The sequence below is a fragment of the Polaribacter septentrionalilitoris genome, from assembly GCF_009832745.1.
Lineage (GTDB): Bacteria > Bacteroidota > Bacteroidia > Flavobacteriales > Flavobacteriaceae > Polaribacter > Polaribacter septentrionalilitoris.
Genome location: NZ_VRMJ01000036.1, coordinates 116,844 through 132,147, shown reverse-complemented (window position 1 = coordinate 132,147; position 15,304 = coordinate 116,844). Strand labels below are relative to the sequence as shown.

18 protein-coding genes and 1 pseudogene are annotated in these 15,304 nt (G+C 30.3%); 6 read left to right on the top strand and 13 right to left on the bottom strand.

Features of this window, described 5'->3' with window-relative positions:
- The 4 genes and pseudogenes from FP421_RS10185 to FP421_RS10170 form a co-directional block, all read right to left on the bottom strand.
- Positions 1-378 (bottom strand): annotated as a pseudogene (locus FP421_RS10185) (hypothetical protein); the annotation flags it as partial.
- A complete protein-coding gene (locus FP421_RS10180) occupies positions 378-917 on the bottom strand; it encodes an RNA polymerase sigma factor (protein ID WP_159950270.1) in 540 nt (179 codons plus the stop codon). The gene FP421_RS10180 and the pseudogene FP421_RS10185, both read right to left, overlap by 1 nt.
- A 4-nt stretch (positions 918-921) precedes the next feature.
- Positions 922-1,329 (bottom strand): hypothetical protein, encoded by a 408-nt coding sequence (locus FP421_RS10175; protein ID WP_159950251.1) that lies wholly within the window; start codon positions 1,327-1,329, stop codon positions 922-924.
- Between the two features lie 28 nt (positions 1,330-1,357).
- Positions 1,358-2,047, bottom strand: coding sequence for a hypothetical protein (locus tag FP421_RS10170; protein ID WP_159950249.1), 690 nt, complete (start codon positions 2,045-2,047; stop codon positions 1,358-1,360).
- Between the two features lie 154 nt (positions 2,048-2,201).
- Here FP421_RS10170 and FP421_RS10165 point away from each other — a divergent pair, with 154 nt between their 5' ends.
- The 3 genes from FP421_RS10165 to FP421_RS10155 all read left to right on the top strand — a co-directional run bounded on the left by FP421_RS10165 (position 2,202) and on the right by FP421_RS10155 (position 4,202).
- A complete protein-coding gene (locus FP421_RS10165) occupies positions 2,202-3,176 on the top strand; it encodes a LuxE/PaaK family acyltransferase (RefSeq protein WP_159950246.1) in 975 nt (324 codons plus the stop codon).
- Positions 3,177-3,303: 127 nt separating this feature from the next.
- Positions 3,304-3,753 (top strand): YHS domain-containing (seleno)protein, encoded by a 450-nt coding sequence (locus FP421_RS10160; protein WP_159950244.1) that lies wholly within the window; start codon positions 3,304-3,306, stop codon positions 3,751-3,753.
- 2 nt (positions 3,754-3,755) lie between these two features.
- Positions 3,756-4,202 (top strand): YHS domain-containing (seleno)protein, encoded by a 447-nt coding sequence (locus FP421_RS10155; protein WP_159950242.1) that lies wholly within the window; start codon positions 3,756-3,758, stop codon positions 4,200-4,202.
- An 18-nt stretch (positions 4,203-4,220) separates the two neighbouring features.
- On the opposite strand, the gene FP421_RS10150 is transcribed toward FP421_RS10155, so the two are convergent.
- Both FP421_RS10150 and tyrS read right to left on the bottom strand, forming a co-directional pair.
- Positions 4,221-4,973, bottom strand: a complete 753-nt coding sequence (locus FP421_RS10150) for a sterol desaturase family protein (protein ID WP_236548097.1) — start codon at positions 4,971-4,973, stop codon at positions 4,221-4,223.
- A gap of 9 nt (positions 4,974-4,982) precedes the next feature.
- The gene (tyrS, locus tag FP421_RS10145) at positions 4,983-6,281 is read right to left on the bottom strand and encodes a tyrosine--tRNA ligase (RefSeq protein ID WP_201288829.1); all 1,299 of its coding nucleotides are present in this window, start codon (positions 6,279-6,281) and stop codon (positions 4,983-4,985) included.
- Positions 6,282-6,340: 59 nt separating this feature from the next.
- Between tyrS and FP421_RS10140 the strand changes: the two genes are divergently transcribed.
- Positions 6,341-7,339 (top strand): NAD-dependent epimerase/dehydratase family protein, encoded by a 999-nt coding sequence (locus FP421_RS10140; RefSeq protein WP_159950240.1) that lies wholly within the window; start codon positions 6,341-6,343, stop codon positions 7,337-7,339.
- Here the strand turns inward: FP421_RS10140 and FP421_RS10135 are convergent.
- The 3 genes from FP421_RS10135 to FP421_RS10125 are packed head-to-tail and all read right to left on the bottom strand — an operon-like array spanning position 7,329 to position 9,827.
- Complete coding sequence (locus tag FP421_RS10135; protein ID WP_159950238.1) at positions 7,329-7,757, bottom strand: DUF4296 domain-containing protein; 429 nt, start codon at positions 7,755-7,757, stop codon at positions 7,329-7,331. The genes FP421_RS10140 and FP421_RS10135 overlap by 11 nt on opposite strands.
- Positions 7,758-9,095 carry a dihydroorotase gene (locus tag FP421_RS10130; protein ID WP_201288828.1) on the bottom strand — a complete coding sequence of 446 codons (1,338 nt, stop codon included), beginning with the start codon at positions 9,093-9,095 and terminating at the stop codon, positions 7,758-7,760.
- A 9-nt stretch (positions 9,096-9,104) separates the two neighbouring features.
- Positions 9,105-9,827 carry a polyprenol monophosphomannose synthase gene (locus tag FP421_RS10125; protein ID WP_159950236.1) on the bottom strand — a complete coding sequence of 241 codons (723 nt, stop codon included), beginning with the start codon at positions 9,825-9,827 and terminating at the stop codon, positions 9,105-9,107.
- A gap of 56 nt (positions 9,828-9,883) precedes the next feature.
- Between FP421_RS10125 and FP421_RS15335 the strand changes: the two genes are divergently transcribed.
- Together FP421_RS15335 and FP421_RS10115 are read left to right on the top strand one after the other, a co-directional pair.
- On the top strand, positions 9,884-10,552 hold the full coding sequence (locus FP421_RS15335; protein WP_394350699.1) for a DUF4271 domain-containing protein: 669 nt from the start codon (positions 9,884-9,886) through the stop codon (positions 10,550-10,552).
- Between the two features lie 19 nt (positions 10,553-10,571).
- A complete protein-coding gene (locus tag FP421_RS10115) occupies positions 10,572-11,318 on the top strand; it encodes a uroporphyrinogen-III synthase (protein ID WP_159950230.1) in 747 nt (248 codons plus the stop codon).
- 113 nt (positions 11,319-11,431) lie between these two features.
- On the opposite strand, the gene radA is transcribed toward FP421_RS10115, so the two are convergent.
- From radA to panC, 4 genes are all read right to left on the bottom strand, one after another.
- The gene (gene radA, locus FP421_RS10110) at positions 11,432-12,793 is read right to left on the bottom strand and encodes a DNA repair protein RadA (protein ID WP_159950227.1); all 1,362 of its coding nucleotides are present in this window, start codon (positions 12,791-12,793) and stop codon (positions 11,432-11,434) included.
- A gap of 296 nt (positions 12,794-13,089) precedes the next feature.
- Positions 13,090-14,034: a lysylphosphatidylglycerol synthase transmembrane domain-containing protein gene (locus FP421_RS10105; protein WP_159950224.1), complete on the bottom strand. Its 945-nt coding sequence runs from the start codon at positions 14,032-14,034 to the stop codon at positions 13,090-13,092.
- A 2-nt stretch (positions 14,035-14,036) separates the two neighbouring features.
- A complete protein-coding gene (gene panD, locus FP421_RS10100) occupies positions 14,037-14,387 on the bottom strand; it encodes an aspartate 1-decarboxylase (RefSeq protein WP_159950221.1) in 351 nt (116 codons plus the stop codon).
- A 27-nt stretch (positions 14,388-14,414) separates the two neighbouring features.
- Positions 14,415-15,263, bottom strand: a complete 849-nt coding sequence (gene panC / locus FP421_RS10095; RefSeq protein ID WP_159950218.1) for a pantoate--beta-alanine ligase — start codon at positions 15,261-15,263, stop codon at positions 14,415-14,417.
- Between the last annotated feature and the right edge of the window lie 41 nt (positions 15,264-15,304).

The following is a 15,304-nucleotide window of genomic DNA, read 5'->3' as shown; positions in this document are numbered from 1 at the left end:
AGTATTTCTTCTTTTTTGAATTGATTTTTTTGGAACTGTTTCATCAGCTACTAAAATGGTTTCTTTTATTTTTTTGTTTTGTTTTAAAGTATCTTTTTTAGAAACTAAAATTGTTTTTTTTACTTCTTTTGGAGTTTCTGTAATAATAATTTTAGAATCATTATTATCAAAAGAATTATCAATATTAGTAGTAGGTAAGAAAAATAATCCTAAAAGAAATATAGCTGCAGCACCACCTGCATAACACCAAAAAGGAATAACTCTTCGTTTTTTATTTTGGAGTTTAGATTCAATACTATTCCATACTCTTTCGTTTGGAGTAACCTCCAAATTATTTAGTTTTTCTTGAAATAGTTTATCTATGTTTTTAAAATCCATTATTTTGCTTGATAATTAACCACTTTTTGTTTTAAAATTGCTCTTGCTCTTGACAGATTAGATTTTGATGTTCCTTCAGAAATATTTAATAACTCTGCTATTTCTTTATGAGAATAATTATCTAGAACATATAAATTAAACACCAATCTATACTTGTCTGGCAATTGTTGTATTAAATTAAGCAGCACATCTAAATCTAAAGCATCATCTTTTAAATTTTCTGCTTGTTCATTTTCTTGATTTTCTTCATCAGGTACTTCCTCTACAATTTCTAAAGTTGTTTTTTCTCTATACTTCTGTAACGCTGTATTTATAGTTATTCTTTTTAACCAACCTTCAAAAGAACCTTTGTTTTTATATGTATCTATTTTTTTAAAAATGGTTAAAAAACTATCTTGTAGAATATCTTCTGCATCTTGATAATTGCGAGAATATTTTAAACAGATAGCAAAGAGTTTATCAGAAAAAATCTGATAAACCTTTGCTTGTGCTGACAACTTATTTTTACAGCAACCTTTTATGAGTTCTTCTATTTTGATTGTCCTAATTTACAGGAACTACAACTTCATCAAAAATATCTTTACCATCATTGTCTTTGCCTTTGTAGAATTTAAATACATAATCTTCTTGTTGAGAAACAAAAACTGTAAATTTATGTTCTTCTTGAATTTCAACATCAGAACAATTTTCTTCTAATCTTACAAAAGAATTTATAGCGACAATTCTAGTTGTATCTTGTACTTCGTAGTAAACGTTTTCAAAAGAATAACAATTATTAGGCAATGTATATTTTACAGCAATAGTGTCTACTTTACCAACTGTAAAAGTATCAGGAACATCATATTCATCAATTGTTAAAATTTCGAAAGTAACATTAGATGGCAAGTTTTCAGAAGTTAAACAACTACTAAAAATTAGTATTCCAGTTAATAAAAGTGCGAATTTCTTCATAATTTTCTAAGGTTTAATTTATTGTTATTTAATATTTTAAAATTGGATATCCATTTTGACATTCTATACTTTTAGGTGGACTTACTACAGCGCAATCAGAACTTACTCCCCACTTTAAGTTATATTCTTTTTCAGATTGCGAATATACTTCTACTTTTTTCAAAAAAGCATTTGTATCTATTTGATTAGAATAAGGTAAGTACCCTTGAGGTCCACCACAAGCTTTTGCACCAAAAGCTGTAAATTGCCAAGTATTAGAATTTGAACAAGTGCTACTGTAAGCCAATTCTGAAAGATCATTGAACAATTCCATCAGCGCATGATGATCTATCTCTTGCTCTGTCAATTCTCTTTTTACAACTAATTCTTTTTCAGATAACGAAACGATTCTCCAAGCGTATTTAGACGGATAACTATTTGTACTAATTGTGATTAATCCTTCTCTTAAATTAAATGTACCCTCTATATTAAAAAATGAAAGTGGAGGCGTACCACACCAGCCAGAAGTACGTTCTGTAAAATTGCCATTTAAACTGAATGATACTCCTGTACTTTCTTTTAACAATGCTTTTCCTCTTTTAAAAGTTGTGATCTCTCCATTATAAGTAGGTTCTATCCAGACACCTATTAATAAATTATCAGCATCTATGCTCAATTCATTATTTTCACAAGAGAATAAAAAAGCAAAAAATAAAGAGATTAATAAGTATTTTTTCATCAAAAATTAAAGTTTATTTGAATGTTATGTTCTATTTCTTAAAAAAGAAAACAGTTAGTGTATTGGTTTAACAAAACTAAAAATTGTTCTTATTACTTACAAGATGTAAAATTTGTAAAAAGGTTGCGTGGAATATTGGTATTTTTGTGAAAATATGAAAGAACACATTTTTAACATACAATCTTCTGCAGATTTTACGAAAGTTGCTTTAGCTATTTTTAAACATCAGTTTAAAAATAATAAGGTGTATCGTTCTTTTTGTGACTTGTTATATATACATCCTTCTGATGTTAAAAACGTCGAAGAAATTCCGTTTTTACCCATTCAGTTTTTTAAGAGTAGAAAGGTAATTGCTTCTCTAGATCAAGTGCAAGAAATCTTTACCAGTTCTGGAACAACAGGTAGTATAACCAGCAAGCATTTTGTTACTGATATTGAGTTTTACAACCAAAGTTATTTAAAAGGATTTGCACATTTTTATGGAGATATCCAAGAGTATGTTGTTTTAGCTTTATTGCCCAACTATTTAGAAAGAAAAGGTTCTTCTTTGGTGTTTATGGTGGATGATTTAATTAAACAAACCAATCATTCAGAAAGCGGATTTTATTTGAACAATTTATCAGAATTAGCTCAAAAATTAGAAGAGTTAGATCAAAAAGGACAAAAAGTACTTTTAATTGGAGTTTCTTTTGCCTTGTTAGATTTGATTGAAAGCAAACAGTTCAATCTTAAAAATACCACAGTTATGGAAACTGGTGGAATGAAAGGTAGAAGAAAAGAATTGATTCGTGAAGAATTGCATCAAATTTTGAAAAAAGGTTTTGGAGTTGATCAAATTCACTCAGAATATGGCATGACAGAATTATTGAGTCAAGGGTATTCTAAAGGAAATGGAATTTTTGAAACACCACCTTGGATGAAAATTCTAACTAGAGATACAGAAGATGCTTTAACCATTCAACAAATAGGAAAAACTGGCGGAATTAACGTGATAGATTTAGCCAATTACAATTCGTGTTCATTCATTGCCACTCAAGATTTAGGAAAAGTACATCAAAATAATACCTTTGAAATTATTGGACGTTTTGATAATTCTGATATTAGAGGTTGTAATTTGATGGTCTTATAAATGATTAAAAAATAATACTGCTATTTTTAAAGTCCTTATTCTATTGTTACTTTTTACATATAAAACATTAGTAAAAATTTCCTGTAATTTTCCAAAACTTTCATCGACTATACTAAAAACCAAACCGATGAAAACTTTTATAACAGTTTGTTTACTTGTCATTTCAACAACTTTTTTTGCGCAAGAGTATAATTTAAAAAACGGATATATAGCTCAAGGATATGATGTGGTATCCTATTTTACAAACAAAAAACCTTTAGAAGGTAAAAAGAAATACCAAACTACTTTTGATGGTGTAAAATTTCAATTTTCTTCAGAAAAAAACTTACAACTTTTTAAAACAAATCCAAAGAAATACATGCCTCAATTTGGTGGCTTTTGTGCTTATGCAGTTGCTGCAAAAAACATCAAAAAAGACGTAGATCCAGAGTCTTATGATATAAGAGATGGGAAACTCTATTTGTTTTACAATGCATGGTTTTCTAACAAAAAAGAAAATTGGCTAGAAGAAGATACTCCTAAACTTCAAAAAAAAGCAGAACAGAACTGGGTAGAATTAAAACAAAAAAAGAATTAAAGATGAATAAAATATTAATTACCTTATTACTAGTCTCTTCAAGTTTATTTTCTCAGAAATCAGAGTACAATACTAAAAAAGGTTTTGTAGCAGAAGGCTATGATGTTGTTTCTTATTTCAATAACAAAGCAGAAAAAGGAGACAAAAAATTTACCACAACTTACGATGGCGTACAATTTAAATTCTCATCCAAAGAAAATTTAGAAACGTTTACAAAATCACCTAAAAAATATATTCCTGCTTATGGTGGTTATTGTGCCTATGCAATTGGATTAAAAGGAGAAAAAGTATCCATAAATCCAAAAACTTTTGAGATTAGAGAAGGAAGACTATATTTATTTTACAATGCTTGGGGAACAAATACGCTAAAACTTTGGCAAAAAGAAGGTGCTGAACAATTAAAACAAAAAGCAGATAAAAACTGGAAGAAGATTGTTTCTAAACAATAATAGTTACTTTTTTTTACTTTAAAATTCGGTTTTCATCAACCTATCCCAAAAGGTGAAATACAAACCATAATTATAATTGAATTTAGTGTGATGCTTGTCATGATGCGTTGCACCAATAAAAATACTTTGAAACCACTTTCCGAATTTCCCTGAAGGATACACTTCTACACCAGCGTGATTTATGGTTGCAGAAATGGTCATAATACCCAAAACAGCAATAATAGCATAAAAATGCAAAGGCAAAATACAAATGATAAGTGGTAAAAACAACGCTTGTAAAATGGTTTCTAACGGATGAAAAGAAAACGACGTCCAAACCGAAGTATGAATACTTTTATGATGTACTAGGTGTAAATGTTTATACACTTTTGGATTGTGCATCCATCTGTGTGCCCAATAATAATAGGTGTCTTGAAAAAATAAAAACAGAAAAATACTTATAGGAATGTACCAAATGCTGTATTTAGAAACATCTTCATAAATCAATGTAGCGTTAATGGTAAAAAGGTAATAACAGAAAATCATAAAGATTCCGAAAATTAATCCACTTATTGCAGACCAATAAATTTCTTTGAAAAGTTGTTTTTGCTTTTGCTTTTTTTTGCTTAAAAACCGATTTTGAAAAGTATTTTTAAACAATTTAAAAAAGAAAAAATGATACGCTCCAGAAAAAATAAGGTAACGTAAAAAAACAATTATCGCCAGTAAAAGAATTGTGATAGTAAGTGCAAAAACATTGCTAAAATCAAGTTCTTCTATTGGCGATATCATTTAAAAAATTTAGTCAGTTATTTTGAGTAAGAAATAGTTCTTTTTACCTCTTTGTAATAATACGTATTTATTCGCAATTAAATCTGCTGCAGAAATGGTAAAGTCTTCTTTTACTTTTTCTTTGTTTACAGAAATCGCATTTTCTTTTAACGCTCTTCTTGCTTCTCCATTAGAATTTAAAAAGTTGGTTTTAGCTGCTAAAGCCCCAATCATATCCAAACCTTCTTCAATATCAGTTGTTGAAACTGTTGCTTGTGGAACACCATCAAAAACATCTAAAAATGTTTGTTCATCTAACGATTTTAAATCAGAAGCAGTTGATTTTCCAAATAAAATAGAAGACGCTTTTATGGCATTTTCATAAGCTTCCTTACCATGAACTAATAAAGTAACTTCTTCTCCAATTTTCTTTTGTAACAAACGTAAATGTGGAGTTTCATTGTGTTCAGCAATTAATGCATCAATGGTTTCTTTATCTAAAAAGGTAAAGATTTTGATGTATTTTTCTGCATCTTCATCAGAAGCATTCAACCAATATTGATAGAATTTATAAGGTGATGTTCTCTTAGCATCTAACCAAACATTTCCACCTTCAGATTTTCCAAATTTAGAGCCATCAGATTTTGTAATTAACGGACATGTAATTGCATATCCTTTTCCGCCACCAATTCTACGGATTAATTCTGTTCCGGTAGTAATATTTCCCCATTGATCAGAACCTCCCATTTGTATAGAAGCGTTGTTGTTCTGATATAAATGCAAGAAATCATAACCTTGCACCAATTGATACGTAAACTCGGTAAAAGACATGCCTTCTTTAGACTCAGAACCAATTCTGTTTTTTACAGAATCTTTTGCCATCATATAATTTACAGTAATGTGTTTTCCTACATCTCTAATAAATTCTAAGAAAGAAAAATCTTTCATCCAATCGTAATTATTTACCAAAACAGCAGCGTTGTCTGCATTAGAAGTAAAGTCTAAAAAATGACTCAACTGTGCTTTTATGGCTTCTTGATTATGGCGTAAGGTTTTCTCATCCAATAAATTACGTTCTGCAGATTTTCCAGAAGGATCTCCAATCATACCAGTTGCACCACCAACTAAAGCAATAGGTTTGTGTCCACATCTTTGAAAATGTGCTAACAACATAATTGGTACTAAATTTCCAATATGTAAAGAATCTGATGTTGGGTCAAAACCCACATACGCACTTCGCATACTTTCTAGTAAATGTTCTTCTGTTGTTGGCATCGAATCGTGCAACATTCCTCTCCATTGTAATTCTTCAATAAAGTTTTTCATCATTGTAAATTTATCAGATGGCAAATATAAGTTTATCACTCAAAATATGCTAAATTCGTAAGATGATTTTAGTTACTGGAGGAACTGGTTTAGTTGGAGCACATTTGTTGTATCATTTGATTAAAAATGATGAAAAAGTACGTGCTATTTATCGTTCTAAAGACAGAATAGAAAAAGTAAAAGAAGTCTTTTCTTTTTATACGGATGATGATTCGTTAATTTCTAAAATAGAGTGGTTTAAAGCAGATATTACTCAAGTACCAGCAATGATTCCTGCGTTTAAAGATGTAACTCATCTTTATCATTGTGCAGCATTAATTTCTTTTGATCCAAAAGATTATAGAGAAATGCGAAAAGTAAATATTCATGGAACCGCAATTCTTGTAAATCTTGCTATTGATGCTAAAATTAAAAAACTCTGTTTTGTAGGTTCTATTGCTTCTGTGGGAGATTCTATTACTGGTGGTTTGATTACAGAACAATGCGAATGGAACAAAGAAGCAGATAATAGTGGATATTCAATCACTAAATTTGGTGCAGAAATGGAAGTTTGGCGTGCAAGTCAAGAAGGTGTTGAGGTAGTTATAGTAAATCCTGGAGTTATTTTAGGAAGTGGTTTTTGGAACTCTGGTTCTGGGAAGTTATTCAGTCAAGTTAATACCGGATTTAAATACTACACAGAAGGAATTACAGGTTTTGTGGGTGTAAAAGATGTAGTAAAATCAATGATTTTATTGATGAATTCTGATGTAAAAAACGAACGTTTTATTTTAGTTTCTGAAAACAAAAGTTTTAAAGAAGTTTTCTTTACCATTGCAGCTGCTTTAGGTAAAAGACCCCCATCTATAAAAATAAAACCATGGCAAACAGCTATTCTCTGGAGAGTATCTTGGGTAATTTCAAAGTTTACGGGAAAAGCACCTTTGTTATCTAAATATTCTGCAAGAAGTGCACATTCTGTTTCTAAATATTCTTCAGAAAAAATTAAAAAAGTGCTAAATTTTGAATTTGAAAAAATTGACGATGTAATACAAAGAGTTGGTAGTAATTTTACTTTTTAGTTGGCAAATTAACAGTATCTAATTCATTTAGAGGAACTCTCTTTTTTTCTATAGAATCTTTTCGCAAAGAATCTTTTCTTTTTTGAAGCTTACTATAGTACTCTTTCTTCTCTTCTAATTTTTTTCTGGCATCATCAATAATTTCTTCATACAAGTCTATTTTTGTGGTGTAATAGAAATTACTATTTTGAAAACGCGTACTGTCAATTTTATATTTATCATAGACAAAAGGCATGTATTCAATGCCTTTTTGATTGTTGATATTTTTAAAATATTTTGTTGATTGCGCTATGTACATATCATGAATTAATAATGACATGGTATCTCTTGGAATGAGATCTTTAGGCTTTTCAAAAATAGTATTGCTTGTACAAGACCAAAGAAAAATAAAGATAAGTATGTAGTTTAATTTTTTCATTTATCGATTAAAAGTCAAACGTTTTCCTTTAATGTCATCATTAAAAACACCATTATTATAAATCAAATTTCCGTTGACAAACGTATGAGTGATTTTTGATGAAAAAGTTGTTCCTTCAAACGGAGACCATCCACATTTGTATAAAATATTGTCTTTAGCAACTGTCCAAGATGTATTAGGGTCTATTAATACCAAATCAGCAAAATATCCTTTTTTGATAAACCCTCTTTTTTCTATTTGAAATAATTTTGCAGGATTATGACTCATTTTTTCAACAGCTTTCTCCATAGGTATCACACCTTCTTTTACTTTTTCTAAAATTGCAGTAACTGCATGTTGTACTAAAGGCCCACCACTTGGCGCTTTCGTATACACATTGTTTTTTTCTTCTAAAGTATGAGGTGCATGATCTGTTGCCAAAACATCAATTCTATCATCTAACAAAGCTTGCCATAAACCTAGTCTGTCTTTTTCGGTTTTTACAGCAGGATTCCACTTGATGAAGGTTCCTTTTTCATCATAATTGGTGTCATTAAACCATAAATGATGTACACAAACTTCTGCAGTAATTTGTTTTTCTTCTAACGGAATATCATTTCTAAATAATTGGGTTTCTTTAGCTGTAGAAACATGAAAAATATGCAAACGAGCACCTGTTTTTTTAGCCAATTCAATTGCTTTTGATGAAGAGATATAACATGCTTCTTCACTTCTAATAATCGGATGATATTTAATAGGAATATCATCACCATATTTTTCTTTAAACACTGCTGTATTTTTTCTGATGGTAGCTTCGTCTTCACAATGCACAGAAATAATCATTTTGGTTGATGAAAAAATCTTTTCTAACACTTCAACATCATCAACCAACATATTTCCTGTAGATGAACCTAAAAATAATTTAATTCCTGCTACTGTTTTTGGATCGGTTTTTAATAACTCTTCTAAATTAGTGTTAGTACCACCAAACATAAAAGAATAATTTACATAAGAATCTTTAGCAGCAATCTCAAATTTATCTTCTAATAATTCTTGTGTGGTTGCTTGCGGAACTGTATTCGGTTGCTCAATAAAGGTTGTAATTCCGCCAGCTGCAGCAGCTCTACTTTCTGTTGCAATATTTGCCTTGTGTGTTAATCCAGGTTCTCTAAAATGTACTTGATCATCTATAAAGCCAGGAATTAAATAACTGCCTTTTGCATCTATAATTTCTGTGTTTTCTGGTACAGGAATATTTGTTGAAATTTCTGTTATGATTTCATTTTTAATAAGAACATCGCTAGTAAAAGTTTTGTTTTCATTAACAACTGTGGCATTTTTTATCAAGTAAGAACTCATTATATTTTTTTATTTTGGTAATCCTTTTAATCTCATTTTTATTACTCCAAAGAGTGCCTCAGAAATAATATTTCCGCTCATTTTTGAAGCTCCTAAATCTCTATCTGTAAAAATAACAGAGACTTCTTTTATGTTAAATCCGTGTTTCCAAGCCTTAAATTTCATTTCAATTTGAAAAGCATAACCAATGAATTTTATTTTATCGAGCTGTATGGTTTCTAAAACATTACGTTTCCAACAAACAAAACCTGCTGTGGTGTCAAAAACAGGAATTCTAGTAATGAGACGTACATATCTAGAGGCAAAATAAGACAGTAATAATCGTTTGATATCCCAATTCACAACATTTACTTGGTTGTTTACATATCTAGAACCTACAGAGACATCACCTTTTCCATTATGGCATGCGTTGTATAATCGGATTAGATCTTTTGGATTATGAGAAAAATCTGCATCCATCTCAATGATATAGTCATATTTTTTTGCTAAAGCCCACTTAAATCCATGTATATATGCAGTACCTAAACCATTTTTTCCTCTACGTTTTTCAATAAAAAGTTGTTTTGGAAATTGGGTCATTAACTCCTCTACAATGGATGCAGTACCATCAGGAGAATTGTCATCAACAACCAAAATATGAAACTCTTTTTCTTGAAGAAAAACAGTTTTTATGATGGATTCGATGTTTTCTTTTTCGTTGTAAGTAGGAATTATGACTAAAGCGTCTGACATAAATAAACAATCAGCTTGTAAGAAAAGCAAATATACACTAAATAATTACTAATTTTGTGTTAATCTTAAATCAAACAAGAACTTTGCAAGCATTAGAGAAGACTTATATAAATGATAATTGGTTGACTATTGTTTTTGTTCTATTATTGTTTGCTGTATTTGTATTAAAAGTATTAAATCCTCAAAAACTTAAGGGATATGCTTTTGCGTTATTTACTAAAAACTTTGTAGAAGATGAAATTGAAGAGAATACAAGTTTTTTTAACGGTTTTCAAATTACTATTTATTTGTTTTCAGGCACAGTATTATCAATTGTTTCATTCTTTTTAGCAACCTATTATTCAGTACAGATCTCAAAAGATTTTTTTTCTTTTTTAATGATTTTTTTAATACTCTCTTCCTATTTTATGCTAAAATGGGCGATAGAATACCTGCTTTCTGAAATATTTCAAGTAAAAAAAACAATTCGTTTTTTTACAGTATCTAAATTTAGCTATTTATACTCCACGTGTTTTTTTCTTTTTATTGGAATTGTTTTAGTCTATTATTCTCAACTAGAGGTTGATTTTCTTCTCTATTTTTCAATTCTATTATTCTTAATTCGGTTTGTAGTACACTTTTTAAATAACAAAAAGCTGATTTTTAGTGAGTTGTTTTATTTTATTTTGTACCTTTGCGCCTTCGAAATAGCACCGCTATTGATTTTGTTTAAATTGATGTTTTAATATTAGAAAACGAAAGCGTATGAAAGTGAAAACGATATTAGTATCGCAGCCAGAACCCAAGGCAGAAACATCTCCTTACTTTGATTTATCGGACAAGCAAAAGGTTAAAATTGATTTTAGACCTTTTATCCACGTTGAAGGAATCCCTGTTAAAGAGGTTAGAGGGCAAAAAATTGACTTGAACGAATTTTCTGCAATCATTTTAACAAGTAGAAATGCAGTTGATCATTTTTTTAGAGTTGCTGAAGAAATGCGTTTTAAAGTACCAGATGATATGAAGTATTTCTGTCAGTCTGAAGCTGTAGCTTATTATTTACAAAAATATGTGGTGTACAGAAAACGTAAAATCTATGTAGGTCAAAGAACGTTTCCTGAGTTGACAAAACTGATTAAGAAACATAAAAATGAAAAGTTTTTATTACCTTCTTCTGATAAGTTAAAACCGTTAATTCCTTCAGAATTAGATAAGTTAGGCGTAAGTTGGACAAGAGCAGACTTATATAGAACAGTTGTAAGTGATTTGTCTGATCTAGAAAATGTATTTTACGATGTGTTGGTATTTTTTAGTCCTTCAGGAATAGAATCTTTACTAAAGAACTTCCCAGATTTTAAGCAAAATAACACACGAATTGCAGTTTTTGGTAATTCAACAGTGAAAGCAGCTACAGAAGCAGGATTAAAATGCGATATTACAGCGCCAACTCCAGAAACACCTTCTATGACTATGGCATTAGATAAATATATTAAAGAAGCCAATAAGAAGTAAATAGCTTTTTTTACAATATTATAAATAAAAACCGAACAGTAATGTTCGGTTTTTTTTGATTTAAAAAGTTTTTTAATGTTGATTAATTTTATTAAATAAATTAAAGTCTAATTTTAAGCAAACAAAGTGGCAAATGCTTCTTCAATCTTACCAACTAAAATCAATTTAATTCCATGGTTTTTAGAAGAAATCTTATTGTATTTAGAGGCTACAAAACTTTTATAACCTAACTTTTCTGCTTCTGTAATACGTTGGTCTATTTTAGAAACTGGTCTAATTTCTCCAGCCAAACCCACTTCTGCTGCAAAACACACATTGGGGTTAATAGCAATATCTTGGTTGGATGATAAAATAGCTGCAACCACAGCCAAATCAATGGCAGGATCATCTACATTAATGCCTCCAGTAATGTTTAAAAACACATCTTTTGCACCCAATTTAAAACCAGCTCGTTTTTCTAAAACAGCCAATAACATATTCAATCTTTTTAGATTGTAACCTGTGGTAGAACGTTGTGGAGTTCCGTAAACCGCTGTAGAAACTAGGGCTTGAATTTCTATCATTAAAGGTCTAATTCCTTCTAAGGTTGATGCAATTGCAGTTCCGCTTAAATCTGCATCTTTTTTAGAAATTAAAATTTCTGATGGATTGGATATTTCTCTCAAACCGTTAGAAAGCATTTCATAAATTCCTAATTCTGAAGTAGAACCAAATCTGTTTTTCTGGCTTCTTAAAATTCTGTAGGTGTGATTTCTATCGCCTTCAAACTGTAAAACCACATCTACCATGTGTTCTAAAATTTTAGGACCAGCAATGTTTCCTTCTTTATTAATATGACCAATTAATAAGACAGGAGTTGCAGTTTCTTTGGCAAATTTTATCAATTCTGCAGAGGTTTCTCTAATTTGAGAGATGCTACCAGGAGAAGCTTCAATAGAATTGGTATGTAGGGTTTGTATAGAATCTATCACCAAAACTTCTGGCTCAGTTTCTTCTATATTTTTAAATATTTGTTGGGTATTGGTTTCTGTTAAAATTAAACAATTGGAGTTTTCAGCATCTAGACGTTCTGCTCGCATTTTAATTTGAGACTGACTTTCTTCTCCAGAAACATACAACACTTTTTGACTAATGTTTAAAGCAACTTGTAACAGTAAAGTAGATTTTCCTATACCTGGTTCACCACCTAAAAGTGTTACAGAGCCTTTTACCAAACCACCACCTAAAACTGTGTCTAATTCGTTGTTATTGGTAACAACTCGTTCTTCTGGATTTAGAACAATATCTGCAATTTTTAAAGGTTTGTTTATGGTTTGTTTTGCTGTTGTGGCTTGTTTCCAAACGCGTTTTTCTTCTTTCTGAATTACTTCTTCTACAATGGTATTCCACTCTTTACAAGCACCACATTGCCCAACCCATTTTGCGTGTTGTGTGCCACAGTTTTGACAGAAAAAAGTTGTTTTGGTTTTGGCCATTTTGATTTAGTTGCAGAGTTTGAAAGGTGTAAAGTTACAAAGTAAAGTTAGATTATAAATATCTATTTTTTAATATAGACCCTTCAGGTTTTAAAAACCTGAAGGGTCTTTTTATTTTGAAAAAGTTTTCTCTGCTAAATAAAAAAAGGTTTTTGGATTTTTCTTGTTGCTGGCAAAAAGTTGCGTTAGCGATTGAACGACCTGTTTGAGCTCTTTTTATTTGATAAAATAAAAAAGCGAGTAGTGAAAGCGCGACTTGGTACTGAACGCTTTCAGGATAAAGTAACGCCCAAAAACTATTTATTTTTATTATAAATAGGTAAAAACAAGAATGCCAAACCACCAAAAACGATAATCATTGCTGTTTGAGCAGTCCACATAATCCACCCAAAAGCGGTTGCAGGTTCTGAAGGAATATCGAACAAAGCTAGTGCACCAGCAACAGCAATTGGGTATAAACCAATTCCGCCATTTGTAGCTGCAATAGAAAATCCACCTGCAATAAAACCGATTAAAATACCACCTAAAGGAACATGTAAGCCTTCAATTGCAGGAATGGTAGCCCAAAACATGGCCACATACATGACCCAAATAAATACGGTATGAAAAATAAATGCCCATTTATTTTTCATTTTAAAGATACTGGTAATACCTTCAATTAAACCAGAAATAAAGTTTTTGATTTTTAAAAGAAATCCTTTTTTTGCTTTTTTTACAAAGGATGTAAATATGTAAAATCCGATAATTAAAATAATAAATCCGATAATAATTTTTGTAGGATCGAAATTCTTGGTTAAAAGTTCGTAGATAAAATCAAACTGTACAAAAAGTGTGATGGTAATAATGGTTAACATCATTATTAAATCTGCAATTCGTTCTGCAACTATGGTTCCAAAACCTTTTTCAAAAGGAATTTCTTCATAGTTTGCCATTACTGCAGCTCTAGAAATTTCTCCTGCTCTTGGTAGTGCTAAGTTAACCAAGTATCCTACTAAAACTGCTAAGACACTATTGGTAAATTTTGGTTTATAACCTAATGGAGCTAACATAAATTTCCAACGATAAGCTCTAGATAAATGACTTAAAACTCCAAAGAATAATCCTAAGAAAATCCAGCTGTATTTGGCTTCTTTAAAATAGCCAATTAAAACATCAATAGAAATTTTTGAGAGAGAATACCATACTAAAATACCTCCCAAAATGAGAGGTAATGTAGTTTTTAAAATTTTTTTGATGTTCAAAATTAAGTAAGTGTATTGTCTTTTTCGTTAGGAAAAACTAATGATGGTTTAAAGGTTTTTGCTTCTTCAAAATCCATAAATCCATAGACAATTAAAATTAACACATCACCAACAGCAACTCTTCTTGCTGCAGCTCCGTTTAAGGTAATTTCTCCACTTCCACGAGGTCCAGGGATTGCATAGGTTTCTAAACGTTCGCCATTATTGTTATTTACAATTTGAACGCGTTCTCCTTCAATAATATTGGCAGCATCCATTAAATCTTCGTCAATGGTAATGCTTCCTATGTAATTTAAATCTGCACCTGTAACTTTTACACGGTGGATTTTAGATTTTACAACTTGTACTAACATGCAGCAAAAATAGGGATTTTTTGGTTACTAATTTTTTAATTGAATGTTATCAATCAATCGTATTTTACCTGCGAATACTGCAATAAAAGCACGATATTTTTTACCAGATTCTTTCTTTTGTATTGGTTCTAGTGTTTTTTTATCAGCAATTGTAAAATATTCTAGTTCTAATAAAGGTTGTTTTTTAAACTGATTTTCTACCCATTCAGTTACAATTGTAGCATTTTCTGTGCCAAATTTTTTACGTACTTTTTTTAATGTTTTGTAGATAAAAGGAGCAGCTTTTCTTTGGGCATCTGTTAATCTTGCATTTCTTGAACTCATGGCTAAACCATCTTGTTCTCTAAAAATAGGACATCCTTTTACTTTCACTTTTAAGCGATTTTTTTTAACCATTTTTTTAATGATTTGTAACTGCTGATAGTCCTTCTGACCAAAATAGGCTTTGTTTGGTTTTACAATTTCAAACAATGTTTTGACAATAGTACCCACGCCATCAAAATGCCCCTCTCTAAATTTACCTTCCATTTGATGTTCTAATCCGTCAAAATCAAATTTTTTAGATGAAATATCATCAGCATAAATCTCTTTTACAGAAGGTAAAAACAACACATCGCAAGAAACACTTTTTAACAACTTTGTGTCATTTTCTATAGTTTTTGGGTAGTTGATTAAGTCTTCCTTTTTATCAAACTGAGTAGGATTGACAAAAATACTTACCACCACCAAATCATTTTTTTGCTGTGCTTTTTTTATCAAAGACAAATGTCCTTGATGTAATGCTCCCATAGTTGGAACGAATCCTATAGATTTATTTTGTTCTTTGAGACTTGATAAATAAGATTTTATCTCTTTTTTTGTGATAAAAATTTTCATACCCTAATGTTCAGTAAAGTGTGCAAACTTACCATTTTAAC